The 26005-nt window shown below is 46.8% G+C and carries 15 protein-coding genes, 2 tRNA genes, 3 rRNA genes and 1 pseudogene; 8 read left to right on the top strand and 13 right to left on the bottom strand.

The genetic code is table 11. The annotated features are described in order from the left end of the window. Positions 1-15: 15 nt before the first annotated feature. From CI960_RS20635 to CI960_RS20590, 10 genes are all read right to left on the bottom strand, one after another. Positions 16-1287, bottom strand: coding sequence for an MFS transporter (locus CI960_RS20635; protein WP_005860621.1), 1272 nt, complete (start codon positions 1285-1287; stop codon positions 16-18). Positions 1288-1298: 11 nt separating this feature from the next. After that, positions 1299-2225 (bottom strand): ROK family protein, encoded by a 927-nt coding sequence (locus CI960_RS20630; RefSeq protein WP_005860623.1) that lies wholly within the window; start codon positions 2223-2225, stop codon positions 1299-1301. A gap of 15 nt (positions 2226-2240) precedes the next feature. After that, on the bottom strand, positions 2241-2963 hold the full coding sequence (locus tag CI960_RS20625) for a galactosamine-6-phosphate isomerase (RefSeq protein ID WP_005860625.1): 723 nt from the start codon (positions 2961-2963) through the stop codon (positions 2241-2243). Positions 2964-2969: 6 nt separating this feature from the next. Further along, positions 2970-3782 (bottom strand): DUF1080 domain-containing protein, encoded by an 813-nt coding sequence (locus CI960_RS20620; protein ID WP_005860627.1) that lies wholly within the window; start codon positions 3780-3782, stop codon positions 2970-2972. 77 nt (positions 3783-3859) lie between these two features. Continuing rightward, the gene (locus tag CI960_RS20615) at positions 3860-5404 is read right to left on the bottom strand and encodes a Gfo/Idh/MocA family protein (protein WP_005860629.1); all 1545 of its coding nucleotides are present in this window, start codon (positions 5402-5404) and stop codon (positions 3860-3862) included. Positions 5405-5476: 72 nt separating this feature from the next. Beyond that, complete coding sequence (locus CI960_RS20610) at positions 5477-7045, bottom strand: RagB/SusD family nutrient uptake outer membrane protein (protein ID WP_005860631.1); 1569 nt, start codon at positions 7043-7045, stop codon at positions 5477-5479. A gap of 19 nt (positions 7046-7064) precedes the next feature. Continuing rightward, a complete protein-coding gene (locus tag CI960_RS20605) occupies positions 7065-10208 on the bottom strand; it encodes a SusC/RagA family TonB-linked outer membrane protein (RefSeq protein WP_036629111.1) in 3144 nt (1047 codons plus the stop codon). 261 nt (positions 10209-10469) lie between these two features. Continuing rightward, entirely contained in the window at positions 10470-11444 is a 975-nt protein-coding gene (locus CI960_RS20600; RefSeq protein WP_005860635.1) for a FecR family protein, read from the bottom strand. Positions 11445-11514: 70 nt separating this feature from the next. After that, the gene (locus CI960_RS20595) at positions 11515-11985 is read right to left on the bottom strand and encodes an N-acetylmuramoyl-L-alanine amidase (RefSeq protein ID WP_008778853.1); all 471 of its coding nucleotides are present in this window, start codon (positions 11983-11985) and stop codon (positions 11515-11517) included. Next, on the bottom strand, positions 11982-12416 hold the full coding sequence (locus CI960_RS20590; protein WP_005860639.1) for an HU family DNA-binding protein: 435 nt from the start codon (positions 12414-12416) through the stop codon (positions 11982-11984). The genes CI960_RS20595 and CI960_RS20590 overlap by 4 nt, the downstream gene beginning before the upstream one ends. A 184-nt stretch (positions 12417-12600) precedes the next feature. On the opposite strand from CI960_RS20590, the pseudogene CI960_RS20585 reads away from it, so the two are divergent. After that, positions 12601-13448 (top strand): annotated as a pseudogene (locus CI960_RS20585) (ATP-binding protein). Positions 13449-14529: 1081 nt separating this feature from the next. On the opposite strand, the gene CI960_RS20570 reads toward CI960_RS20585, so the two are convergent. Further along, the gene (locus tag CI960_RS20570; RefSeq protein ID WP_005865070.1) at positions 14530-14754 is read right to left on the bottom strand and encodes a hypothetical protein; all 225 of its coding nucleotides are present in this window, start codon (positions 14752-14754) and stop codon (positions 14530-14532) included. Positions 14755-15361: 607 nt separating this feature from the next. On the opposite strand from CI960_RS20570, the gene CI960_RS20565 reads away from it, so the two are divergent. From CI960_RS20565 to rrf, 5 genes are all read left to right on the top strand, one after another. Then, positions 15362-16886 (top strand): 16S ribosomal RNA (locus CI960_RS20565). 152 nt (positions 16887-17038) lie between these two features. Next, positions 17039-17112 (top strand) — tRNA-Ile (locus CI960_RS20560). A gap of 10 nt (positions 17113-17122) precedes the next feature. Further along, positions 17123-17196: transfer RNA gene (locus tag CI960_RS20555), tRNA-Ala, on the top strand. Between the two features lie 106 nt (positions 17197-17302). Continuing rightward, positions 17303-20180, top strand: a 23S ribosomal RNA gene (locus CI960_RS20550). 84 nt (positions 20181-20264) lie between these two features. Continuing rightward, positions 20265-20375 (top strand): 5S ribosomal RNA (rrf, locus tag CI960_RS20545). Together the 16S, 23S and 5S rRNA genes with 2 tRNA genes alongside form the textbook arrangement of a ribosomal RNA operon. Before the next feature lie 107 nt (positions 20376-20482). Here the strand turns inward: rrf and CI960_RS20540 are convergent. Beyond that, positions 20483-21022 (bottom strand): RNA polymerase sigma-70 factor, encoded by a 540-nt coding sequence (locus tag CI960_RS20540; protein ID WP_005860644.1) that lies wholly within the window; start codon positions 21020-21022, stop codon positions 20483-20485. Between the two features lie 257 nt (positions 21023-21279). Here CI960_RS20540 and CI960_RS20535 point away from each other — a divergent pair, with 257 nt between their 5' ends. Further along, entirely contained in the window at positions 21280-23535 is a 2256-nt protein-coding gene (locus CI960_RS20535; protein WP_005860646.1) for an inorganic phosphate transporter, read from the top strand. Between the two features lie 56 nt (positions 23536-23591). Here the strand turns inward: CI960_RS20535 and CI960_RS20530 are convergent, their stop codons facing one another. Beyond that, positions 23592-24464, bottom strand: coding sequence for a hypothetical protein (locus CI960_RS20530; RefSeq protein ID WP_005860648.1), 873 nt, complete (start codon positions 24462-24464; stop codon positions 23592-23594). A 196-nt stretch (positions 24465-24660) separates the two neighbouring features. On the opposite strand from CI960_RS20530, the gene CI960_RS20525 reads away from it, so the two are divergent. After that, positions 24661-26004 (top strand): DUF5690 family protein, encoded by a 1344-nt coding sequence (locus CI960_RS20525; protein WP_009018755.1) that lies wholly within the window; start codon positions 24661-24663, stop codon positions 26002-26004. The last annotated feature ends 1 nt before the right edge of the window (position 26005 follow it).

Below are 26005 nucleotides of genomic sequence, written 5' to 3'. Positions count from 1 at the left end.
CAAAGATATACATATTTATTTTGTACGGTTTAACTGCTTCAACAATTCCTTAAGACTGACGGTCTCATTCTTGACCAATGGTTTTGCCCAATAGGAAATACTCAAGATATAGCCCAGCGTGATAAATAGGAAAAACATGGAATAGCGCAACCCGATCAGATCTCCAAGTCCACCAATGATGAACGGAATCAATGCCCCACCGAAAATACCCGTACACAAGATACCGGAAAAAGCCCCATGATGCTTATCCACGGAGTTAAGGGCTAAGGCGAATATCACCGAAAACATGATCGAGATCGAGAAGCCGCAACAAGCGAAAGCGATAATCGCTACTTGCGTAGGACCGAAGAGCGCTATCGCTAAATTAAAGATCGCTATCATCGAGAAGATACGTAACATCAGCTTTGAGTCGATTAACTTAACGATCACCAATCCCAACAAGCAGCCGATGGACATCAATCCCCAGAACCAAGCAACCGTAGTAGCCCCGGCTCCTTCCGGGCTGACCCCATGATACATATTCAAGAAAAGGCTCATCCAATTCGCCAATCCTTGCTCGGTTCCCACATAAGCGATAATCCCTAAGAAATAGAATATAACTTGTTTTTGCCTGAGCAATTCCTTATAATTCTGTACCGTTCCCGCCTTCTCATCTTCCTTTAATTCTACTTTCGGGAATTTGACATAAGAGATAACCACTAACATGATGACAAAAACAATCGTAAAGATAAAATAGAGCGAGCTCCAAGGTAAGCTCTCCGGCGTTATCCCTTTGAGGAAACGGATGAAGAAGTCGTTTGCCGAATCCTCACCGGTTAATTTCCGCATAAGTCCGGCCAAGACGAACGGGCTCATGAAAGAAGCGGCCCCGAATACGATCTGGGCCAATACCTGATTAAAGGCATATTTTTTCTCTCCACCCGCCTCACGCATCAAAGGCAATATGATCACCTGTAGCATCGCCATGCCCAGACCGATAGCGAAAAGGGAAGTTAATACGATAGGGTAGGTCGGGAATATGACGAAAAGCCCCGCACCCAAAAACGCCAGACTGAAAGCGATCAATAAGGAAATCTTTCCCCCGAAACGCTCGATGATCATTCCTGCCGGGATCGACATGATGCCATATGCCAAGAAAAACGAGAACGGTAAGAAAGCGGCCAATGTCAGGCTCAGCCCAAAACTATCGATAATCATCGGTAGCATAGGGCCTAATATATTGGTAACAAAAGAAATGACAAACCAAATACACAAGATGAGGAGTACGATCCAATTATTCTTATTCATGATAGATAGATTCAATGATTAAACACCAATGCCGCCGCCCCGAGGCATCCGGCCTTATTTCCTAATCGGGCAAGCTCGATAGTCGTGAAGTACGAGGTTTCCTTCATCACGTATTTCCCGACCTGCTCCCGTATATTGTCAATGTAGAAATCTCCGGATTCCGAAATGCCTCCGCCGATAATCACCTTTTGCGGAGCGAAAATGTTGATAAGGCTCGCTACGCCTAGGGACAGATTCCGGAAATGATCCTCCATAGCGAGTACGGCCTCTTTCTCCTGAGCTTTATAGCGCTCTACTATATATTTTCCATCGATACGGGAAGGTATCTCCCGTCCGTTCTTCTCCAATAATTGCCGATATAAGGTGATCAACGCACTTACGGAAGCGTGTGCCTCTAGGCAACCGGACGCTCCGCAAGTACATTGATTCCCATTCAGACCATGAATAATTAAGTGCCCAAGTTCGGTGCCCCGGTTCCGGTAGCCGCCATAAAGCCGGCCGTTCAAGAACAAGGCGCCCCCTATGCCGGTACCCACCGTCAGGAAAACGATATCGGAGAGACCTTTAGCCGCCCCATATATCACCTCGCCCAACCCCATAAGGTTTGCGTCGTTGTCGATGAATACCGGTAGATTAAATTCCGCTAACGCAAGATCCAATTGTTGGTTATCTAGTTCAGGAAGATTATTGGCAAAGAGAACCACCCCATTATCTACTACGGAAGGTACACCTATGCCAATTCCGTAAATCCCCCAATCCCGGGAACGGGCGTAGTCTGTCATTTTCCGTACGATACTTTTTATGGTATCGGATAATGGGCGTGGATTCTCTTTTGATTGTGTGGTTTCCGACGATTCGTAAAGAATGTCGCCATTCTGGTTCACAAGAGTATATTTTATGCTTGTTCCTCCAATGTCTAATGCGATAGCGTATTTCATGATAATTGTAAAAGCTTAATTAGAACTATGCGCCGCTTCCCTGTCGATCAGGCAAATCACGTTCGGGTGCAGCCACAATAAGGAGGCCGGCAACTCCGTCGAGATCTTCTGTTCAAGGAAAGCTTGAGTAATCTCCCTTTTCTTTATCCCGTTGATAAGAAGGATAATCAGGCGTGACTGAAAGATATTCGCCATGCCCAATGTCAGTCCGTATCCCGGTTTCTCCGTATCCCCGGCGATCATGGGATGTTGCAAGGATTTCTGGGACAGATGAGCCACATGGCAATTCGTATGCAAGGAAGGAGCCGGCTCGTTCAAGGCGATATGGCCGTTCATCCCTATTCCTAATATACAAATGTCGATAGGGCCTTTTTGATCCAGTATCTGTTGGATCCGCTCACATTCCGCCTCAGGGTTCTCCGGATCGCTTTGGAACGCTATATACCGGTCTTCCGGGATTTGAAGCGGACCTACGAAATAGTTCCGTAGATACGACTCGCACGTACCCGGGTGGTCCATCGGGATCCCTCCCCATTCATCAAGCTTTAGTACCGTGAATTGGGAGAATAATTCCGGTTGGCGACTGGCTTCCTCTACCAGCAACTCATACATCCGGGTAGGAGAGCCCCCAGTGGCGGCACAAAGCGTAAGTGCCTTGTGCTGCCCTAACTCTGAGGTAACAATCTCTTTTGCCTTAAGGCTTAATGCCTCATAAGATTGACAAATCTCTATTCTCATACGATTTTAGAGCTCTTTGATTCGGATATTGCGGAAGCAAACACCATAACCGTGGTCTTGCATACCGATGTAACCCGGTTGTTTTCCGCATTGTAGCATCAAGTCGTAAGCTTCCGGGCATTTCTCCGGACTCGTGCTGAACTTGCTGAACTTACTATGATCCACTAACGCACGCCATACCGGTGTACCGAACTGGAATTCCAGCACTTTCACGTCGTTCATGTAATGGATCACGCGTTGGTTATAGACAACGATTCTCGTCTTGTTCCAGTTTCCGTACGGTTTTACGGGTTGTGGATCCGGCATAATCATGTCATATACGGCACCGGCCTGACGGTTACCGTCGCAACCTTCCCATGCGTCCGGCATATTCTCGTTGTCGAGTAACTGATATTCTGGGCTGGAGTAATAAATAGGTGTACCCTCAATTTCTTGCGCTGTATAGAAGATACCGCTATTACCGGCCTTGTCGATCTTCCATTCGATCTCGAAAACGAAATTTTTGAACTTCTTGTCGTAGATCAAGTCGCCGAAGCCCGTGTCTGCCTTATTGTCGCTACCTTTATAGGTGATCGATCCGTCTTCAACCACCCAACCTTGGGGTACATCCTGACGGCAATAGCCGCGCCATCCGTTCAAGGTCTTGCCGTCGAACATGGTGATCCACTCGCCTCCCGTAGGGATACCATCGCTATCGAGGGCTTGGGTTTGGGCGGTTTGCGTTCCGGCATTGTTCGTATTGTTATTGTTGCCAGAGGTACATGATAGAGCCGATGCGAATAAGGCTACGGCCATAATACTGCTATAAATCTTTTTCATCTTTGTATAGTTATTTAAGTAAATTATCTAGTTGTAGAGACGGGGTGTGCCCCGTCTCATCCCATTGTTGTTCGCTTTTATAACTTGAGATCTTCCCATCCATCGCGGTATTTCCGCTTGATGAATTGGTTCGCTTGCTCGAAGTTGGTGATACGCATGTTCGCTCCGTCCCACTGGAAAGTTTTGTTTCTTCCCGGATAGATAAAGCCCTCGCGTTCTCCGTAGATCGAGTCGTTATGTTTCACTTGTTCCCGGATATTATAGCTGCGTAAGATCAGGTTACCCATCAATACGGTCTCCGTCAACGGACCGGCGTAACCTTCGAATGGTGATTCTACGTCCGCCTTGTCGTATCCTGCGATACAAGAGTCGATCCACGCCCAGTAATGACCGTTCGTGCCGCCTTCGATACGTTTGTATTTATGAGGAATGTTCACGTCCTTGTCGAACAGCGGTTTCTTGTTCGCCTTCTGTCCCTTTGGCCAGAATCTCGGGTCGGAACCGCCCCAGCCGCAAGAAGCCATACCTTTCGTACCTACGAATACGGTTGCGCCTTCTACGTCCATCATATCCAAGTCTCCCATCGTGCAGGTCATGTCTGCATCCGGATCGATCTCCTCGAAACGCTCCGGCATGATACCACCGTCCATCCAATAGAGATTCAGGTCGCTTCCGTCTTTCTTCTTGAATTTATAACGGATCGAGCTGGCTACCGGGCAACTCTCAGGATAATAAGCCTCCTCGAAGATACCGGAGTAGACATTGGTCGTGCTGCAAGAAACCTCAGTCGGATAACCTAATTGAAGCAATTTGAATGGAGGGCCGATGATGTGGCAACCCATATCTCCAAGAGCGCCTGTACCGAAACGCCACCAACCACGCCAGTTGAACGGAACAAGATTATCGATATAATCCACATACTCGGCGGTACCTACCCATAAGTCCCAATTTAATCCCTTGGGAACCTCAGGCTTCTGGCTCGGCCAAGGAATACCTTGCGGCCATACAGGACGGTTGGTCCAGCAATATACTTTCTGGATGTCACCCAACAGATCTGCCTCGAGCCATTCACGAAGGGTACGCATACCGTCGCAAGAGTTACCTTGGTCACCCATCTGGGTCACGACCTTATATTTCTTGGCAGCCTCGGTAAGGATACGTGCCTCGTAAATATCGTGCGCGATCGGTTTTTGCAGATATACGTGCTTACCCATCCGCATAGCGCCGAAAGCTTGGATCGCATGGTTATGATCCGGGGTGGAGATACATACGGCATCGAAGTTCTTACCTTCCTTCTCGTACATCTCACGGAAGTCGTTAAAATACTTAGCTTTTGGATAGGTCTTGCGAGCGTCGACAGATTGACGGTCATCCACGTCGCACAGACAGGTGATCGCCGCGTTCTTATGCGGCGTATTCATTAAGCTACCCAAATCGGCGGCTCCCATACCGCCGCAGCCTATTTTCGCGATATAAAGCTTATCGCTGGGAGCTACATGTCCTAATCCCGCTACGGTAAAGCTGGGCAGGATCGTAAGGGCGGCAGCGCCTGTAGCTGCCATCCCAAGGAATTCCCTTCTAGAGATTCCAGTCGGACTGGATTGTTTATTTACCTCTTTCATAAATTTGTTCATATTATGATTAATAATTGAATTGGGGTCTAAAGAATTGATATTAAAAACAGACTGATATGATTAGAATGCCGGATATCCCGGGTTCTGAACCAAATTATTGTTCTTCTGCCAAGCCTTGAACGGGATCGGGAAGATCTTACGATATTCCGGAGTCTGTTTCGGCTTCATATATCTCGGTTTCAGATAAGTCCCGAAGCGGATCATATCTTGGCGGCGGACAAATTCGAATGCCAACTCATAACCACGCTCGTTATAGATATCGTCCAATGTCACGCTCGTGTAATTATGATCGGAATTGCCGTAAGCCCTTTCCCGGATAGCGTTTACCAGACGAGTAGCTTCACCGAGATCCCCGCCCATACGAACCAAGGCTTCCGCTTTCATCAGGTATACATCGGCCAGACGGAAGATAGCGATATCGTTCTCCATATTGGTATTTTGCATGCCTTTCTCATATACCCACTTATTGATACGTGCGCCGTCTTCTTGGTGAACCTCGCCCCACGGGGTTAAGTTACCATCCGCATCGGTTTTCTCAGTTCCCGGTACCACATTTAAGTCGATCGTATGGATCAAGTCATGTCCTAGGGTCGTTTTCAAAATCTCTCCCGTGCTAGGGTCGATCATCGGGCCAATCAAGAACGAACCTTCGTAACGAGGATCTTCCGTATCAAATGTGCGGACAAAATCCGGCTGGGCGTTGATACCATTCCACATACCGCCGGTGAAACCTAATACATCGGGATCCAGATAATGCAATGTCCAAAGATGAATGGAGTTACCCCAAGCATCAGATGCCTTGTAGCAGATCGGGAAAATAATCTCTCGTGATACCTCGTTATGAACCTCGAAATTGGTTTTCCAATTCGGCTCGATGATATATTCGAGTTTCATGATCTCGTCGCACTGCTCCACTACACCTTTCCAGTTCGGCTCGCCGATCCATTCCTCGGCGTTGAGGTACATCTTTGCCAATACCATACGGGCAGCCCCTTGCGTGAACTTACCGTAGCTGGCGTCTGATACATCGGAACGCAGGTTCGGGATGATCTCGGTTAATTCCTTCACCACGTATTTATACAGATCCGCGCGACTCGTGATGGAGGGCAAGGAGGTATCCTCAAAATCTGTCACTAATGGAGCGTTACCGAAAATATCTACGATTACATAATACCAGAAAGCGCGTAATCCTCTTAGCTCAGACAAGTATTGAAGCTTAAGTTCATCGCTCATCGCCTCGCTTTTCTCTATAATATTATATACGGAATTAACTGTGGTTAAACCTTCCGTACAATATGTCCAGCAATTCTCCACGGAGTAAGAGTTCGGTTTCCAACTGTGCATACATTGTTCCATGTATTGTCCGCCGTCCCACCAGTCGCCACCTACACGTGTCGGTGCTATCAAGATATCGGCTGTCATATCGGCCGCTCCCCAAGGACCGTCATAAGCCAGCATGTTCTTTAGGGATTGGTATGCCGGAGCCATGATCGCATTAATCTGCTTTTCTGTTGTCCCGAATTCGTCGGTAGGAAGCTTGTCGTATACGTTCTCGTCCAAATCCATGCAAGAGACAAGTGCTACCGGAGCGAGTACGGCACATATTATATTTTTGAATAATCTTTTCATGATCGTTACTGTTTGTGTATTAGAAATTCAAGTTTAATCCAACAGAGAATGTGCGTGCCTTCGGATAAAATTCACGAGGTTCTACACCCGGGGTTAAACCGTCTCCTGAATCCATAGGAACTTCGGGATCAAGACCTTTATATTTCGTGATAACGAATAGGTTTTGCGCCGTGAAATAAACACGGATACCATTCAATGCTTTGATCTTATAACCTAAAGTCAAGTTGTCGAGACGCATAAAAGAACCTTTCTCTAAGTAATAGTTGGAGAATCTTGGAGTTTCGCTTAACGTATAGGTCAATGGATCATCCAATGCGTTTGTTCCCGGCAAGAATCCGGATTGAGCGTATGCCATGCGGGTCGCGTTCAATATATCATTACCGATCGTTCCACGCAAGAAGAATGACAAATCAAAATTCTTGTAGCGGAAAGTATTGGTGATACCATATGTCAGTTTCGGTTGAGCGGATCCGATGTAGTCATAATCCGCCGGATCGGAAATCTCGCCGTCACCGTCTTTATCTACCATGATATATCTGCCGTTCTCATCGATACCGTTGCAAACCAAGCCATAGAATTGTCCGATAGGGCGTCCCTCTTCCAATACGTGTGTACCGCTGGAGCTTCCACCCCGGATGAATACGTCACCTAATAAGATCTTATCCATTGTAAATACGTCGTTGGATAGACGAGTCACTTCATTCTCATTATGAGCCAAGTTTAAGGAGATGTTCCAATCGAAATCCTTCGTGCGGATAGCGTCTGCGTTCAAACTCAACTCGATACCCGTATTACGCATATCGCCCACGTTAGCCATGATCTCGCTATATAGGTAAGGAGGGGTTGGCACCGGATAGGTATAAAGCATGTCAGAGGTCTTTTTGTTATACCATTCGATACGACCACCTAGGCGGCTATCCAATACGGAGAAATCAAGTCCGATGTTCAACATCGCTGTCTGTTCCCATTTTAAGTCTGGGTTTGCGTTTTGGCTGATTTTATAAGAAGGTAGCCAAGAACCGGTATCATAATATACACCATCTGTGCCGTAAAGCTCGAGGGTTTTGTAGGGGTCCAATCCTGTTTGATTACCAGTGATACCATAACCGACACTTAACTTTAAGTCGTTAAGCCAGTTTACTTTTTCCATGAATGACTCTTGGGTGATATTCCAACCCACGGAAACGGAAGGGAAGGTACCCCATTTGTTATTCGTTCCAAATTTAGAAGAACCATCCCGGCGTACGGTAGCTGTCAACATATATTTCTCATTGAAGCTATAATTGGCTCTTGCGTATAAAGAGATCAGGCGACTTTGCCATTTTTGAGACTCTGCGTCTCCCGGATTCAGATTTTGTCCCGCGGCTAAATTGTTAGCACCTAATAAATCAGTGACGAAACCACGGGTCTGTACGTGAGTCTCCTCATAATTCTCTTCTTCCCAAGAGTAACCGATCAAGGCATTGATCTTATGCTTATTGAACTCAGCTGAATAATTGGCGGTCCATTCCATCAAGTCTTTATCACGTAGTCTGGACCAACGTTCGGCCTTACCGCCATCGTTGTAACCGGCTTGAGACTCGATACTGTTGTATTTGCTCTCATCTTCCGTATTCCGGCTTTTAGCTAAAAGAACTTTAGCCTCTAAGCCATCGATAATCGTATAACCGACATCAGCGGTTCCATAGAAATTATTGATGCGGTTCTTATGTGTATTCTCTTTCTGGTTACGTACCGGGTTTCCTTGGTCGTATTCACGTGTGTCGAACCAAGATCCATCCTCTAGCTTAACCGGGCGAACGGGAATCATATTGTAGGCAAGTAAGAAATTGGTCGCATTGGTCGGCGCGTTATCTGTAACGGTAGCCACGCCGGTGATGCTTACTTTCAAACGATCCTCTAGAGCACGTTGGGAGAATTGGAAACGGGCGTTGTAACGGTTCATGGAGTTATCGCGTGCGATACCTTCACGTTGCATATAAGAAAGGGAACCTCTATAGTTATGGTGTGAACCACCTCCTGATAAAGACACGGCATGATCCTGTTGGAAACCGATTCTCGTGATCTCGTCGAACCAATCCGTGTTCGCTCCCATGTCAAAATCCTTACCGTCCTTACCCGGGGTAGAGGAAGTATAGCTACGCCATTGGTCCGCTGTTAGCAGATTCGGCTTGTTAGCCAAGGTAGATACACCGAACGCTCCATTATAAGCGATGGTCGGTTTGCTGGCGTAACCTTTCTTAGTCGTGATAAGGATAACACCACCCGCTGAACGGGAACCGTAGATAGCGGCTGAAGAGGCATCTTTCAAGATAGAGATAGATTCGATGTCCTGCGGATTAACCGTAGACATGTCCATGCCCGGCACGTTATCGATAACGATTAACGGGCCTTGGTCGTTTTGCAAAGTGGATAGACCTCTTAATTGAATCGTCGAGTTGCCCGTTACGTCGCCGGAACCCGTATTGATCGTTAAACCGGCCACCTTACCTTGTAACAAATCCGCTGCGTTACGAGTCAGACCTTGGTTGAAATCCTCAGCGGTCACGTTGGTGATAGAACCGGTAATCTCACGTTTCGTCTGCGTACCGTAACCCACTACGACTACCTCATCCAGTTTTTGAGTGTCCTCTTTCAAGTTTACATTGATCTCGTTTTTGCCGCCTACCGGTTGCAACTGTGTCATGTAACCGATATAAGAGAACTCGAGAGTTGCGTTTGAGGATACTTCCATAACGTATTTACCATCCAGATCTGTAATCGTGCCGTTGGTCGTGCCTTTCTCGACTACGTTAGCACCGATAATAGCGTTTCCTTCTGGGTCTTTAACGACACCGGTGATGCGTTTCTTAGTCTGTTGGGCAACAATGTTTTTATTAAATACATTGATATTTCGTCCTTCGATCGAATATTTCAAACTCGTGTTGCGTAGTGCTTGCGATAAGATATTTTCTATGGACTTATCGGTTGCGTTCACGCTCACTTTTACGTTCTTTACGTCAGAATCCACATAGAAGAATAAGAAATCGCTTTGTTTTTCTATAATAGCGAATAGATCGGTTAGCGGGGCTTGATCCGTCTTCACGGAAATCGTTACAGATTGTGAATAGGAATTAGTCGCTACCGCTTGGAACAGTGTCAAGAAAAGTAAAATAAAGGACATTTTTAGGACCGAGAGCATTTTTTTTAAGTCTTTGGACCTAAAAGACCTATAATACGAAACATTTTCCATATTTTTGTACTGATAAAAGGTTGATAATATGCGTCTGCCACAAAATTTGGTCGTGGAGTAGCAGAAGCAGGAATTAATTCTTTTTAATGGGGCCGGCTGTATTTTTGCAGCCGGTTTTGTTTTTTTGAAAGATAGGATCCGTGTTATCTCATAGGCATTGCTTGTTTTTTAAGATGTGTTGATATTTTTATTTTATTGAATATAGTAAGTTCCATCTCTTTGTGACCATTTGATCGGCAAACTACGAGAGATCACTTGTAAAATCTCCTTTAAAGATTGATCCTCACTGAATGTTCCGGATACAGTGACATTCGGGTCCAGCAATCTCTTGTTTTCTATATGGATCGGAATCTCGTATCTTTTCTCAAGCTCATTCAGCAAGGTACAAAGCGCTATTGATTTATACTTTAGCAAGCCGTCTTTCCATGCCAGATTTTCTTTTGCGTTGACGGATTGGATATCAATCTTGTTCGTTGAACGGATGAATGTAAGTTGCTGGTCGGGAGCGAGTAAGACTTGTTGTGTCGGGCTTTCGAAACGGATAGACCCTTCCAGCAGGACGGCCGTGATCTGATCCTTCCCTTTATCGGCTTTTACACTAAAGGTCGTACCTAATACCCGTATGGAGGCATTTCCCATATCGACGATGAAAGGTCTTTCCGGATTTTTCGCCACCTCGAAATAGGCTTCTCCTTCCAAATTAACCTTTCGCTGATCCGTACCGTATGCGTCAGAGTAGGTAAAGCGACTATTCCGGTTCAAAATGATCTTCGTACCATCATCTAGCGTAAAATGAGATTTATTTTTATCGGTTATATAGGTATAGAATTGCTGAACCTTAGCTTCCCGGGTATTTAAGTGTATTGTCGCGAAAAACAGAACAAGAAAGGCGATTGCCGCCGCAATGGGAGTAGCGATGAAACGGATCAGCCTCAATCTCTTTTGCCTGCTTTGATCGTCGATCTTCTTTCTCAAATTATCGAGGGACACATTAGGCATTAAGGAATGGCTGAACGAGACTTCCGCATCCCAATAACTCTTTAGCAACCGAAATTCTTTTTTGTTCTTTTCGTCTGCGTTCAGCCATTCGCTCAGCGAAAGAAAATCTTCCGAGGAGCTGTTGCCACTTAATATCCTTGTGATAATATGATCTATGCTATTCTCCATTTTAAGTTGTTTCTATACTAATAGTCGCAACCAAATTTGAAAACCCTTAGTGGGAGCATGGATTTTTTACTTATTTTTTTCGTAGCTCATACACGAGTTCTTTGTATTCGGAGATTGCGTTGAATGAGGGGCATTGTTTGATCCATTCATCCGGCGAGATCGTCCCGTCTCCGTTTAAGTCCTCCGAGAGATCCCGGTGCCCACAGACCCATGAGCCGGGAAAGCAGATTAAGAGATGCCGGATCAAACGTAACAACGAGGTCTTTTGAGCCTGTGTGCGGGTATCCCGTGACTGTCCGGTGATGTCCAGTCCACCCTCGTAGCAAATCCCGATGCTGTGTTTGTTGTGTCCTCTCGCATGAGCCGGAATTTGCTCTAGCGGGCGCAGGTTCACCACTTCTCCCGATTTACGGATGTAGAAGTTGTAACCGGCACGGAGGAATCCCCGTGCCTTGTGGTCACTCTCCAGTTGCTCCGGGCTATAATCCGTATTCTCACGGGTTGCCGAGCAATGAATCACGATCAGGTCAATTTTTCTCATATCTCGTCCGGGCTTTCGCTATCAGAACCTGCGCTCTTTTTCGTAACCTCCAGAGGCTCGAAATTCACCTCATTGCGGGTAGTCCGCAGGGCCGAGCCCGGGAAAAAGATAATACGTACCCCCTTTATCTTGGTGGCGTCGAAGTCCTCGGGCGTATTCGTTCCTTCGGAGTTAATAGACATACGGAAGTTACCAAATTCTCCCAATTGCACCACGTTGCCGGAGGACAGTTCCAGATCCATCGCCCAGTTTAATGAATCGAGCACCGCTTTCACGTCCGCCGACGAAAGCGTGGAGCGAGAGCAAATCAGTTTACATAATTTGTTGAGGTCCGAAGTCCCCGACGTTTTAGCGATCGCGTAGTTCTTTACTGAGTCTTTCTCTGCGCCGTTCAATACCTTACGCTTTACTACTTTAAATTTCACTGCCATAATTTTAAATTTTAAAAGGTTAATTACTAATGACAATGCAAAGATAGACCCTCTGAAAAACGGGAATCGGCGAGTGTCGGTGAGTGTCGGGATATGTAAGTAGTAGTCGGTTTACTTGTTATTCTGGTTTTTTATTACGTAATTTGCGTTACGTGAATTGCGAAACGCAGATAAGATGCTGAATATGAATAATCCTTTTTTAATAGTTGGTTATCAAGGTCCAGAATATTTTTGTGATCGGGAGAAAGAGACAGAAGTGATTTTATCCGCTCTTCATAATGGGAGAAATATCACGTTGGTAAGCCGGATAACCTCTCGCAATCTACGCTGAAGGAGATTTTCGACTACTTGCGGCAGTCTGGAAGAGAATGTTATCTGGCTATTGACGAGTTCCAGCAAATCATGGAATATCCTGAGAAAGGGGTGGAAGGCCTATTGCGTTCTTATATTCAATTTTTGCCGAATGTTCATTTTATCTTTTCGGGGAGTAAAAAGCACTTGATGGAATATATATTCTTCTCAATCAAGCGCCCCTTCTATCAATCCACCCCAAAATTATTTTTAGACAAGATCAGCAAGGAGGTGTATTTTTCCTTTGCCCATTCTTTCTTCGAGAAGGAAGGGAAGGAGCTTCCGGAAGAAATATTTGATAAGGTGTACACATGGGTAGATGGGCATACTTGGTATGTGCAATATCTTTTGAACCGTCTCTTCGCTTTACCGGAAAAAACACTTTCTCCGGAGCTTCTTGATTCTCTCATGATGGAGATCCTACAGGAAGAAGAATATACCTACCAGACTTATTTCCAATTGTTGACATTTAATCAAACCCAGCTATTGAAAGCGATCGCCAAGGAAGGGATCGTCCGGGAGGTCAATGCTGCCGCCTTCATCAAAAAGTATGATTTGAAGGCGGTGAGTAACGTGAATACTTCCTTAAGGATATTAATAGATAAGGAGTTTATATTGAGGCAACCGGATGGGTATATCGTGTATGATAGGTTCATGTCTATTTGGCTCAGCCGGATATGACAACGGATGAAAAATATTTAGTTGACACAGTTCGCTCGTACCACCAAAAATTATTCCATTAATATTATGATGGGATTATCTTCTTCTGCCAATTTCTGGAGATCTTCCCTATGCAATAGTTCGTTAAGTTTTGAATTAACAAATAAAAAGTAGGTCAAGTCCTCCCGATTCATTATATTAAGGGTTTCCACATCCTGAAAAAATGAATCTGAACGAACTTGACCAATATTTAGAGCTAATAAATAGTGTGCTGCTTAAATCAGCGGTAAAGCTAAACAAATGGCGTGAGAAGTTTATGCTTGAAGTCCTACTTTTATATTTGATTATCCCCGGGCGGATTAATTTCCTTCAACCGGGTCGTTATGGTCGCTTTGGTGAACAACGCTATCGGACTTTCATGCCTGCTTCCATCCGGAAGTGGTTCAAACACCGCCGATAAAAACACCGGAGCAAGTTACATACACATTAATAGACTGGTATCTACATGTGCCGTGTACACGCAAGGAAACACTTCAGCGACTGGCAAACTATGTGGTTGCGGATGCCTACTTCTCCAAATCCACCTTTGTGTATGGCGCATTTGAAATGGGATTTCATGTAATCAGCCGATTTAGAGATGACGCCTATTTCCGTTATCTCATCACGGAAGAGCCTACAGGTAAAAGAGGGCGGCCTAAATTATATGACGGGAAAATCGAGATGGAGCACTTGGAAGAGGACAGATTTGAAATCGTCAATTTGGAGAATGGGCAAGGACGTATTCTTTCAGCGGTAGTGCATTCACGTTCATTGAATAGGAATATACGGTTGTGCATTCACTTTTTGTTCTTTAAGTGCCCGGTTGTCAATAGCATCTCAATGGGATAGGGTTGGTATCTCAAAGGGATAGGTTTGTAAAGTCAATGGGATAGAGGTGTTGTCTCAATGGCTTTGCGGCCGTGTCCCATTGGCTTTTTTTGTATCCCGTATCAGGGATGTTGCTGATAGGTTAGGGCGCAAAGGGCGCATCTTTATGTATGTTTCTAAAACTTTTTCTGTAAATAACGTTTATACCCCTCTTGTCTGTAGAGTGATGTAAATATTATTTTTCTAAAAATGTTTCTTTGAAAGCGTAAAGATGCGCCTTTTGCGCCCTAGGATTTTTACCGGGGAATTTTCCTGATGCCTTAACATGTGGATATACAGTTGTTTGTGTGGTTCTTCCCTCTTCGGCTTTTTGGGTCTTTGGGGGGCGATATAATGGGTCCTTACCCACGTTTACGTGATCCGAAAGCACTAAAACCAAGTGCATTTCGCATGATTTCATGAGCTAAAAGCCGTTTTTTCTGTGTGATTTCCTATCGGGGCCAAGATGATGTTCATCGTTTTTATTACGTGCGAATGTACTCGTGGAGCACTTGTTTCAAGTGCGTGTGGTGACACGTTAGGCCACGTGGTGGGCCACATGAGCCAAGAATGGATATCGACGTATTATTAACGTATGCGATCCCCCTCGTGAAAAAAAACTTGCAAAATAATGCCCGATAAATTTGGAGGTTATGTTTTATAGCATTACTTTTGCACCCGCATTCGAGAGAGAACGGCGCTTCAGAAATGATGGAAACGTGGAGGTATCCTTGGGTAGGGGATGAGGTTGGCTGGGCCAAGCGATAATTTCCAACCGCCCGGAGATCGGCTTGAGAAAAAAAAACTTGAAAATTTTTCATCGAAAAATTTGGAGGTTAAGAAAAAGTCCTTACCTTTGCAGCCGCAATCGAGAAACGATAGCGACAAGAGTTCTTTGAGAGATTTACATAATTCAACAAGTAGTACAAGTATTGGAGAAGAGATTCTCCGGATTAATACCGTCAATAGAGTATGACTTTGGACTACGATAAACGGATTCCGGAGCGAGGATATGATAAACAATTTAAACAACGAAGAGTTTGATCCTGGCTCAGGATGAACGCTAGCGACAGGCTTAACACATGCAAGTCGAGGGGCAGCACAGGTAGCAATACCGGGTGGCGACCGGCGCACGGGTGAGTAACGCGTATGCAACTTGCCTATCAGAGGGGGATAACCCGGCGAAAGTCGGACTAATACCGCATGAAGCAGGGATCCCGCATGGGAATATTTGCTAAAGATTCATCGCTGATAGATAGGCATGCGTTCCATTAGGCAGTTGGCGGGGTAACGGCCCACCAAACCGACGATGGATAGGGGTTCTGAGAGGAAGGTCCCCCACATTGGTACTGAGACACGGACCAAACTCCTACGGGAGGCAGCAGTGAGGAATATTGGTCAATGGCCGAGAGGCTGAACCAGCCAAGTCGCGTGAGGGATGAAGGTTCTATGGATCGTAAACCTCTTTTATAAGGGAATAAAGTGCGGGACGTGTCCCGTTTTGTATGTACCTTATGAATAAGGATCGGCTAACTCCGTGCCAGCAGCCGCGGTAATACGGAGGATCCGAGCGTTATCCGGATTTATTGGGTTTAAAGGGTGCGTAGGCGGCCTTTTAAGTCAGCGGTGAAAGTCTGTGGCTCAACCATAGAATTGCCGTTGAAACTGGGGGGCTTGAGTATGTTTGAGGCAGGCGGAATGCGTGGTGTAGCGGTGAAATGCTTAGATATCACGCAGAACCCCGATTGCGAAGGCAGCCTGCCAAGCCATGACTGACGCTGATGCACGAAAGCGTGGGGATCAAACAGGATTAGATACCCTGGTAGTCCACGCAGTAAACGATGATCACTAGCTGTTTGCGATACACTGTAAGCGGCACAGCGAAAGCGTTAAGTGATCCACCTGGGGAGTACGCCGGCAACGGTGAAACTCAAAGGAATTGACGGGGGCCCGCACAAGCGGAGGAACATGTGGTTTAATTCGATGATACGCGAGGAACCTTACCCGGGTTTGAACGCATTCGGACCGAGGTGGAAACACCTTTTCTAGCAATAGCCGTTTGCGAGGTGCTGCATGGTTGTCGTCAGCTCGTGCCGTGAGGTGTCGGCTTAAGTGCCATAACGAGCGCAACCCTTGCCACTAGTTACTAACAGGTGATGCTGAGGACTCTGGTGGGACTGCCAGCGTAAGCTGCGAGGAAGGCGGGGATGACGTCAAATCAGCACGGCCCTTACATCCGGGGCGACACACGTGTTACAATGGCGTGGACAAAGGGAGGCCACCTGGCGACAGGGAGCGAATCCCCAAACCACGTCTCAGTTCGGATCGGAGTCTGCAACCCGACTCCGTGAAGCTGGATTCGCTAGTAATCGCGCATCAGCCATGGCGCGGTGAATACGTTCCCGGGCCTTGTACACACCGCCCGTCAAGCCATGGGAGCCGGGGGTACCTGAAGTCCGTAACCGCGAGGATCGGCCTAGGGTAAAACTGGTGACTGGGGCTAAGTCGTAACAAGGTAGCCGTACCGGAAGGTGCGGCTGGAACACCTCCTTTCTGGAGCTTCAGGATTCCGTACCGAGGTCATACGAGGTATTGATCCCCTTGTGCTGCTGTTGAGATTATGTTTATATATAGATCTTACAGACCGGGAGGCCGGTCAAAAAGAGAGAAAATGACGCTGGGACGTAAGTCTTGGCAAAGTTGACAGTCCTATAGCTCAGTTGGTTAGAGCGCTACACTGATAATGTAGAGGTCGGCAGTTCAACTCTGCCTGGGACTACTCCGAATGAGGGGGATTAGCTCAGCTGGCTAGAGCATCTGCTTTGCACGCAGAGGGTCAACGGTTCGAATCCGTTATTCTCCACACATCCCGCGAGGGAAAGAGGATCTTTGACATGTTGGACATCAAAAAGAAGAAACAAGTAGAGCGAGCTTAAGATATATCAACCCGTGCGTCAAGTGCGAGGTGAGAGAAAGTAAGCAAGGGCAGACGGTGGATGCCTTGGCTCTCGGAGGCGACGAAGGACGTGATAAGCTGCGAAAAGCCCGGGGGAGGCGCAAATAGCCCTTGATCCCGGGATATCCGAATGGGGCAACCCGGCAGGCTGAAGGCCTGCCATCCCGTAAGGGAGGCGAACGTGGGGAACTGAAACATCTAAGTACCCATAGGAGGAGAAAATAAACAATGATTCCGTAAGTAGTGGCGAGCGAACACGGAAGAGCCCAAACCCATGTCGTCTAGGCGACACGGGGGTTGTAGGACCACGACGTGGCAAGAAGGAAGGGAAATGGAACGACTTGGAAAAGTCGGCCATAGACGGTGAAAGCCCGGTACATGACTCCCTTACGAAGCCTAGTGGTATCCTGAGTAGCGCGGGGCACGAGAAATCTTGCGTGAAACAGCGGGGCCCATCCCGTAAGGCTAAATACTCCCGAGAGACCGATAGCGAACCAGTACCGTGAGGGAAAGGTGAAAAGAACCCCGAGCAGGGGAGTGAAATAGACCCTGAACCCGTCTGCCTACAAGCGGTCGGAGCGTCGTAATGACGTGACGGCGTGCCTTTTGCATAATGAACCTACGAGTTACCTTCCCCGGCAAGGTTAAGTTCTTGAGGAACGGAGCCGAAGCGAAAGCGAGTCTGAACAGGGCGCCAAGTCGGGGGGGGTAGACGCGAAACCGAGTGATCTACCCTTGGCCAGGTTGAAGGTTGGGTAACACCAACTGGAGGACCGGATGGGTAAGCGTTGAAAAGCTTTCCAATGAGCTGAGGGTAGGGGTGAAAGGCTAATCAAACTCGGAGATAGCTCGTACTCCCCGAAATGCATTTAGGTGCAGCCTCTTTATAGTATATCGTGAGGTAGAGCGACTGATTGGATGCGAGGGCTTCACCGCCTATCAAGTCCAGATAAACTCCGAATGCGCGATATATATTTACAGGGAGTGAGGGCGCGGGTGCTAAGGTCCGTGTCCGAGAGGAGAAGAATCCAGACCACCGGCTAAGGCCCCCAAATGATCGTTAAGTTGAACTAACGAGGTCGGATCGCAGAGACAGCTAGGATGTTGGCTTGGAAGCAGCCATTCATTTAAAGAGTGCGTAACAGCTCACTAGTCGAGCGATCTGGCGTGGATAATAATCGGGCATAAACGATCTGCCGAAGCCGTGGATGTCGCAAGACATGGTAGGGGAGCATTCCATGCCGCGTCGAAGATGAGGGATGACCCTTGTTGGAGCGCATGGAAAAGCAAATGTAGGTATGAGTAACGATAAGGGGGGCGAGAAACCCCCCCGCCGAAAGACCAAGGTTTCCTGATCAACGCTAATCGGATCAGGGTGAGTCGGGACCTAAGGCAAAGCCGAACGGCGCCGCCGATGGAAGAATGGGTTAATATTCCCATACTGCCTCATGGAGTGACGTGGAGACGGAGAAGTGACAGTCCTGCCGGCTGACGGAATAGCCGGTTGAAGGGTGTAGATATTGATTCCCGTAGGCAAATCCGCGGGGAGAGTCGAACCTGAGAGTATACGGAGCGCTTGCGCAACGTAATATGGACGTAACCATGCTCCCGAGAAAATCCGCTAAACTTATCCATGCGGCACCCGTACCGTAAACGGACACACGTGGTCGGGTTGAGAATACTGAGGCGCTCGAGTGATTCACGGTTAAGGAACTAGGCAAATTGACCCTGTAACTTCGGGATAAAGGGTCCTCGTCGTAAGGCGAGGCGCAGAGAATAGGTCCAGGCAACTGTTTAACAAAAACACATGGCTGTGCTAAATGGAAACATGATGTATACAGCCTGACACCTGCCCGGTGCTGGAAGGTTAAGAGGAGATGTCATCGCAAGAGAAGCGTTGAATTGAAGCCCCAGTAAACGGCGGCCGTAACTATAACGGTCCTAAGGTAGCGAAATTCCTTGTCGGGTAAGTTCCGACCTGCACGAATGGTGTAATGATCTGGACACTGTCTCAACCGTGAGCTCGGTGAAATTGTAGTATCGGTGAAGATGCCGATTACCCGCGATGGGACGAAAAGACCCCGTGAACCTTTACTATAGCTTTACATTGAATTTGGGCAGACGATGTGTAGGATAGGCCGGAGGCTTTGAAGGGGGTACGCCAGTATCCTTGGAGCCGCCGTTGAAATACGGCCCTTCGGTTGTTTGAGTTCTAACTCCTAGATAGGAGGACACTGTATGGTGGGTAGTTTGACTGGGGTGGTCGCCTCCAAAAGCGTAACGGAGGCTTCTAAAGGTGCCCTCAGACCGATTGGTAACCGGTCGCAGAGTGTAATGGCATAAGGGCGCTTGACTGGGAGAGATACAACTCGATCAGGTAGGAAACTAGAGCATAGTGATCCGGTGGTTCCGCATGGAAGGGCCATCGCTCAAAGGATAAAAGGTACTCCGGGGATAACAGGCTGATCATTCCCAAGAGCTCATATCGACGGAATGGTTTGGCACCTCGATGTCGGCTCGTCACATCCTGGGGCTGGAGAAGGTCCCAAGGGTTGGGCTGTTCGCCCATTAAAGTGGCACGCGAGCTGGGTTCAGAACGTCGTGAGACAGTTCGGTCTCTATCTATCGTGGGCGCAGGAGATTTGAGGGGCTCTGACACTAGTACGAGAGGACCGTGTCGGACGTACCACTGGTTTACCGGTTGTCCCGCCAGGGGCACCGCCGGGTATCTAAGTACGGATCGGATAAGTGCTGAAAGCATCTAAGTACGAAGCCGGCCTCAAGATTAGATCTCCCTCAAGGGTGGTTATAGACGATGACCTTGATAGGCCACAGGTGTAAGGGCGGCGACGTCCGAGCCGAGTGGTACTAATAGCCCGGGACTTTCCTCACAGTGAAGGTTGATATATTTTAAGACGATAAGGCGAAGCTGGTCTCTTCGGATTGATGTCCGGTCAAAATCTTGATAATGATATTAAGGTGGCTATAGCACGAGGGATCCACCTCTTCCCATTCCGAACAGAGAAGTTAAGCCTCGTCACGCCGATGGTACTGCGTAACAGTGGAAGAGTAGGTAGCCGCCGTCTTAGGTGAAAGGAGTCAGTCGAAAGATTGGCTCCTTTTTCTGTTATATACACCAGCCGTTGTAGAGATGTGGCACGCTACGTCTTTACAAAGAGGGAACGTGGATAGATTAGTCGTTTATTTCTTTAGCTAGAGATTCCCGTAGTTTCCGTACTGCCGTGGCGATGTGGGCTTCTAATGTCTTTACTGATATTTCTAGGATATTTGCCGCATCCTTATATTTCATCTTATCTTCACGGATCAGTTTAAAAGCCATCTTGCATTTATCCGGGAGCGTATTGATCGCCTCATTTAAATGATCGATGCATTCTTTAGAAATAAGTTCTTCCTCGGGCGTAGTATCGGTATGTGCGAATAAATCGATCGTATTCTCATCGATCTGGACTTTCTCCATATGTTGTGTCCGGTATAGGCTGATGGCTTTGTGGCGGGCTATGCCATAGATATAAGAATCGAAGTTAGAGATCTCCGGTAATGACTTTCTATTATTCCAAAGACTTAGAAATGTATCAGAGACAATTTCCTCAGCTTCTACAGAGGAAGGCACATAAAGGGATGTAAACCGCATTAGCCTCTGAAAATAGGCTAAATAAAGCGATTTAAAAGCAGTTTGAGAATCGGATAGTGCGATTTCACAGACCCATTGCATTATTTCTTTGGAGTGTTTTTCCAAGTAACTAGAATCTTGTTAACTTATTTCCCTTCTAAATATATAGTCGCAAATGTATATAAAAACCCTTAGTGGATCTCTCTCTTAAAAGAGAAATACTTGATGTTAATTTCAACCTAATTTCATATCTGGTTGTTTTTGAATCTAATCCGCAGGTTGTAACATCATTGTAATATGTATGTAACGGATGCGAAATAATTGTTTCAGAACTTTGCGCAAGAATTATAACAATCAGTATGGAAACATTTTATTTGTTCTTGGTCATATTTTTGTTTGTATTGGCCATCGTAGATTTATCGGTCGGTGTTAGTAATGACGCCGTGAATTTCTTGAATTCAGCTATCGGCGCAAGAGCCGCATCCTTTAAAGTTATTATCGCTATCGCTGCCGTGGGAGTCTTTGTTGGTGCGGCGTTATCCAATGGTATGATGGATATTGCCCGGCATGGTATTTATCAACCCCAGCATTTTTATTTCTCGGAGATCATGTGTATCCTTGCGGCCGTTATGCTTACGGATGTGGTGTTACTGGATATTTTTAACTCGTTAGGTATGCCGACCTCGACAACGGTTTCCATGGTGTTTGAGTTGGTGGGTGGAACGGTAGCGATTGCCTTGGTAAAGATCGCTAGTTCTTCAGGCGCTTTGCAATTGGGGGATCTGCTGAATACAGAGAAGGCTTTTACCGTGATTCTGGGTATCTTTCTTTCTGTGGCGATCGCTTTTTTCTTTGGTGTGATCGTGCAGTATCTGTCCCGGATCTTGTTCTCATTTAATTATAAGAAAAGTTCTAAATATTTTATTGGTCTGTTCGGAGGTTTAGCGGCCACTTCCATCATTTACTTTATGCTGATAAAGGGACTGAAGACAAGTTCTTTTATGACGGGTGAGTTCAAGGATATGGTGTATGCCAATACGGGGATGATCGTTTTGGGATGTATGGTATTTTTTACGATCTTGATGCAGGTATTGCATTGGTTGAAGGTGAATGTATTCAAGGTGGTCATTTTGATGGGTACGTTTGCCTTGGCGTTGGCTTTTGCCGGGAATGACTTGGTGAACTTTATCGGAGTCCCCTTGGCTGGCTATTCCTCTTATATGGACTTGATGGCGCAGGGAGGGACCACTACCACGGATACATTTTTGATGACCTCCTTGTTGGGACCGGCCCAGACACCTTGGTATTTCTTGGTGGGGTCCGGGATCGTGATGGTAATCGCCTTGGCTACCTCCAAAAAGGCTCAGAACGTGGTGAAGACTTCCTTGGATCTGTCTCGTCAATCGGATGGAGAGGAGTCTTTCGGTACATCGCCTGTCGCGCGGGTATTGGTACGGAATTGCAGTAATATATCCGCTACGATATTAAGTATCGTGCCCACTCCGGTTAAGAACTGGATTGATAGCCGTTTCGACCAAAGCGAGATGATCATGGATGACAAGGCTAGCTTCGACTTGGTACGTGCCTCGGTTAACGTGGTTTTGTCCGGATTGCTGATCGCTTTGGGAACCTCCTTGAAATTGCCTTTATCTACGACGTATGTGGCTTTCATGGTCGCTATGGGTACTTCGTTGGCAGACCGTGCTTGGGGGCGTGAGAGCGCCGTATATCGCATCACAGGCGTATTGTCCGTGATAGGTGGTTGGTTCATTACGGCAGGGGCTGCTTTTACGATCTGTTTCATCGTCGCTCTTTTGATTTATTGGGGAGGTATTCCAGCTTTGGTCGCTATGATTGGTTTGGCGATCTATTCGTTGGTTCGTAGCCACTTCGCTTATAAGGCTAAATTGCGGAAAGAGGCATTGAAGGAGGAGGTGAATTCTACGGTGTCTAAACTTCGTAAGGCTACGGATACCCGTGAGGCTTTGGCCCTGTTCCGCGAGCATAGCCGTGAGGAATTACAATCCGATCTGGATTTTACGGCGGAAGTATTCGGCAAGGCGGTAAATGGATTCATGAATGAGAACCTCCGTGAGTTGCGCAAGGTCTTGACTGCCGTGGAGGAGAAGAAGATTCACTTGAAACAAGTGAAACGTGTCGGTACGCTTGGCGTTACCCAATTGGATCACGATATCGCCGTGGAGAAGGGGCTTTATTATTATCAAGGAAATGACTTCGCCAGCGAGATCATATTCAGTATCCGTCGCTTGGCAGAACCGATGAAAGATCATATCGATAATAATTTCAGCCCGTTGAGTCCGGTACAGAAAGATGATTTTGGTAAGGTATCTGAACAAATCATCTCCTTCTTGAGAAATTGCGCTACTATGATCCGTAAAAACGATTATATTGGCTTTGAGGAGCTGATCGCTGAGTCGATTACCTTGATGAACCAACTTACCGCCTTGAAGAAAGGGGAGTTGAAGCGTATCCAAGGGCAGTCCGGTAGCACGAAGGTAAGCATGGTTTATTTGAACATGGTACAAGAGGCCCAGAACGTGGTCTCTTTTACGGCGAACCTTTTGAAGGTGAGCAGGAAGTTCCAGAAGGAATAATCAGTCTCTATTATATTGGGATGATGGGAGACGGGGCATGCCCCGTCTCTACTGGTTTATAGGGTTAGCATCTTCTTTTCTTTGACTAAATCACTTTCGTCCATCCGCAGGGATGGGACTGTACACATCTTGATAAAATCTCCTGTTTGGCAAGTATAATCATAGTAGACCTGTTGTTCCGGGGTAAAATCTTCTTTATCGATCAGTCCGCTTTTCCGGCTCATGAATTCATCGATCTCCGTGCTTTCTGATTCCTTGATAAGAAGGATTCGGCGGGCGATCGGGTTACGATTATAATCTTGCCCGATGTATAATCCTCGTAATTGGCGAGGATTCTTGAAAAATGGTATTTGCAGGTATATCGTTACCATCGTGAATTGGGGCGCTTGGTTCTCGTTCAGCATGCAATGGAAATTCTGAGGATCGGGCATGATCCCGAATCCCCATTGAGCCTCTCCATAAGCGCTGATCCGCCCTACACGGACTTGATGATCCGAGGGGGAGAGTAGGAAGGGTTCCATCTTGAGGCAGTCCGAGGAGGAAGAAAGGCTGTAACTGGTATAGATTCCTTTGAAAGCCTCTATTTTAGAGGCGGAGAGCCGTGTCTCCTCCATCAATTGCTTGGCGAAAGGATTATCTTTTAGGCTATCCGGTTCGGCGAGCTCCATCTGGTCTAGGCGAAGGATCATCTCCTCTATATGGGAAAGCAAACGTTTTTTCGACACGTTATTCACTAGGGCGAGCGCCGAGTCCAGCGCTTCTTCCGGCGGGTAACTCTTGATGCCCTCGAAATAATTCGGCAATACGGTCGTATATAGGGAGGACAATATGCTGGGAGCCATATCGATCCAGTCGGCTATCTCTTTCATTTTAACCCCATTGCTTCGTAGATATTCGATCTTTCGGTAGAATTCTTGAAGATTGTTCATGTGTTTATATTCTTGATTTACCTTACAAAATAAGAGGACATATGTTGCGTTTCCGTTTCATGAATGTTACATAAATATTTCTTTATAATTTATTGATTCCTAGTTGGGTATTAATAATATACATTCATGGGTTCAGTAATATGTCTGTAACATGGCGGCTGTACTTTTGCCTTCGAAAATAAAACGACAGAAGATTATGGACACTGCGATACAGAGCAATAAAACATCCCGGAAACGGATTTCCGATCTCCTTTTCATCCTATGGGCCGGAGGGGCCGCCTTGCTTTCTTATTCCTTGGTATATATGTTGCGTAAGCCGTATACGGCTGCCGCTTTCGAGGATCTGGAGGTATTCAATATGGACTATAAGGTGGCGGTCACGATCGTGCAGATCTTGGGATACGTGGTGTCGAAGTTCATGGGAATTAAGTTGATATCGGAGTTGCGGCGGGAAGAGCGTTTGCGGTTCATCTTGATGTCCGTGGTGATGGCGGAACTTTCGTTGGTATTCTTCGGGTTGCTCTCGGCTCCTTATAATATAGCGGCGATGTTCTTGAACGGGCTTTCGCTGGGGTGCATGTGGGGGATTATTTTCAGCTTTATAGAAGGACGTAGGATGACGGATGTCCTCGCTAGTTTGTTGGGCGTAAGTATGGTGATCAGTTCCGGTACAGCGAAGTCTGTCGGCTTGTACGTGATGGATATATGGCAGGTCAGCGAGTTCTGGATGCCGGCTTTGATCGGGGCGGTGGCATTGCCTTTGCTAGCCTTGTTGGGATATGCGCTAAACCGGCTTCCACAACCTACGGAGGAGGATATCGCCTTGAAGTCGGAGCGGGAGACCTTGAACGGGCGGCAGCGTTGGGAGCTTTTCAAGAACTTCATGCCTTTCTTGACGATGCTTTTCGTGGCGAATATAGCGATCGTGGTGTTACGGGATATCAAGGAGGACTTCTTGGTGAATATCATTGATATGTCCGGTTACTCGCCTTGGTTGTTCACGCAAATAGATAGCGTGGTGACCTTGACTATCTTGGCGATCTTTGGTTTGATGGTGCTCGTGAAAGATAATTTTAAGGCGCTTTCAGTCCTGTACGGTTTGATTATTACGGGCATGATGGTCATGGCGTTCGTGTCGTTCGGGCAGGAGCGGATGGGATTGAGTCCGGTGACATGGCTTTTCTTGCAGAGCCTCTGCCTGTATATGGCTTACTTAACCTTCCAGACGATTTTCTTCGATCGCTTCATCGCTTGTTTCAAGATACGGGGAAACGTCGGTTTCTTTATTGTCTTAACAGATTTTCTGGGGTACACGGGTACGATACTGGTATTGGTGCTAAAGGAATTCGTGGGTACGAGATTGGATTGGGCAGTATTTTATAACCAACTTGCCGGATATGTAGGGATCTTTTGCTGCGCCACTTTTGTCGCTTCCTTCGTATATTTGCGGCAACGCTATCGCAAGGAGACCGCTTTATGTGGCTGCGAGGAAATAGCAACTCTTGAGCCTACCGAAAACAATGTCCTTACGATCGCTTAAA

This window comes from Parabacteroides sp. CT06 (genome assembly GCF_002257605.1).
GTDB lineage: Bacteria > Bacteroidota > Bacteroidia > Bacteroidales > Tannerellaceae > Parabacteroides > Parabacteroides distasonis.
Note: the sequence above shows the minus strand (reverse complement) of the source record. Positions and strands in the feature narration are given on the sequence as shown.

What these genes read in the sequence shown, in the direction of transcription:
- CI960_RS20535 (WP_005860646.1), top strand. Translation starts at nt 21,280, where the DNA reads ATGGAAACATTTTATTTGTTCTTGGTCATATTTTTGTTTGTATTGGCC.
- CI960_RS20625 (WP_005860625.1), bottom strand. Translation starts at nt 2,963, where the DNA reads ATGAGAATAGAGATTTGTCAATCTTATGAGGCATTAAGCCTTAAGGCA.
- CI960_RS20530 (WP_005860648.1), bottom strand. Translation starts at nt 24,464, where the DNA reads ATGAACAATCTTCAAGAATTCTACCGAAAGATCGAATATCTACGAAGC.
- CI960_RS20610 (WP_005860631.1), bottom strand. Translation starts at nt 7,045, where the DNA reads ATGAAAAGATTATTCAAAAATATAATATGTGCCGTACTCGCTCCGGTA.
- CI960_RS20615 (WP_005860629.1), bottom strand. Translation starts at nt 5,404, where the DNA reads ATGAAAGAGGTAAATAAACAATCCAGTCCGACTGGAATCTCTAGAAGG.
- CI960_RS20595 (WP_008778853.1), bottom strand. Translation starts at nt 11,985, where the DNA reads ATGAGAAAAATTGACCTGATCGTGATTCATTGCTCGGCAACCCGTGAG.
- CI960_RS20570 (WP_005865070.1), bottom strand. Translation starts at nt 14,754, where the DNA reads ATGAAATCATGCGAAATGCACTTGGTTTTAGTGCTTTCGGATCACGTA.
- CI960_RS20630 (WP_005860623.1), bottom strand. Translation starts at nt 2,225, where the DNA reads ATGAAATACGCTATCGCATTAGACATTGGAGGAACAAGCATAAAATAT.
- CI960_RS20600 (WP_005860635.1), bottom strand. Translation starts at nt 11,444, where the DNA reads ATGGAGAATAGCATAGATCATATTATCACAAGGATATTAAGTGGCAAC.
- CI960_RS20590 (WP_005860639.1), bottom strand. Translation starts at nt 12,416, where the DNA reads ATGGCAGTGAAATTTAAAGTAGTAAAGCGTAAGGTATTGAACGGCGCA.
- CI960_RS20525 (WP_009018755.1), top strand. Translation starts at nt 24,661, where the DNA reads ATGGACACTGCGATACAGAGCAATAAAACATCCCGGAAACGGATTTCC.
- CI960_RS20540 (WP_005860644.1), bottom strand. Translation starts at nt 21,022, where the DNA reads ATGCAATGGGTCTGTGAAATCGCACTATCCGATTCTCAAACTGCTTTT.
- CI960_RS20605 (WP_036629111.1), bottom strand. Translation starts at nt 10,208, where the DNA reads ATGTCCTTTATTTTACTTTTCTTGACACTGTTCCAAGCGGTAGCGACT.
- CI960_RS20620 (WP_005860627.1), bottom strand. Translation starts at nt 3,782, where the DNA reads ATGAAAAAGATTTATAGCAGTATTATGGCCGTAGCCTTATTCGCATCG.
- CI960_RS20635 (WP_005860621.1), bottom strand. Translation starts at nt 1,287, where the DNA reads ATGAATAAGAATAATTGGATCGTACTCCTCATCTTGTGTATTTGGTTT.